Origin of the sequence: Bradyrhizobium genomosp. I (2014) (assembly GCF_000261685.1) — a bacterium.
Taxonomy (GTDB): Bacteria; Pseudomonadota; Alphaproteobacteria; order Rhizobiales; family Xanthobacteraceae; genus Bradyrhizobium.
The window spans coordinates 1-636 of record NZ_AJQE01000363.1 but is presented as its reverse complement, the minus strand read 5'-3'; the positions used below and the strand labels follow the sequence as shown (position 1 = coordinate 636).

The following is a 636-nucleotide window of genomic DNA, read 5'->3' as shown; positions in this document are numbered from 1 at the left end:
GGTCGCTGCCGGAGACGCAAGCGGTCCAGGATTGCGCGCAGCGTAATCCTGACTACGGTCGAACGGGCAGTCGACGTGTCCGGCGGCGCCGAGCACCGGGGCTCGCCGGACGGCGGCCCGGTTGCAGCGATCGCACGACTGTCGGATTGATACGACCCGGCATCTCCGACCTGTCCGCCTCACGCAACCCTGCCCTTCGCGCCGGCTCGGTTGATTCGGACGGTTCCTTGCGAAAGGAAGGTAGCCGCGATCCACGAGGATTTGGACATCATGACTTTGCCGATGAGCTGGAATGAATGGGCGCAGCACGATGGCGTCGCGCTGGCGGGGCGTGTCCGCAAGGGCGAGCTGACGGCAAAGGAATTGGCGCGGCAGGCCGCGGCCGGCGTTGCCAAGGTCAATCCGGCGCTGTCGGGCGTGGTCGAGCTGTTCGAGGACGTGATCGCCGACCCCGCCAAGGATGGCGCCAATCTCGCAGGTCCCTTCGCCGGCCTGCCTTTCCTGATGAAGGACCTCGGGCCGACCTTGAAAGGCCGGCTCCAGGAAATGGGCTCGCTGCTGATGCGCGGCAACCGCGCGAGCGCCGACACGTTCCTGACCGGAAAATTCCGCCAGGCCGGGCTGAACCTGATCGGA

At 66.7% G+C, this 636-nt stretch carries 1 pseudogene; it reads left to right on the top strand.

What is annotated here, in order from left to right:
• Nucleotides 1-270: 270 nt before the first annotated feature.
• Nucleotides 271-636 (top strand): annotated as a pseudogene (locus IC50_RS31845) (amidase family protein); the annotation flags it as partial.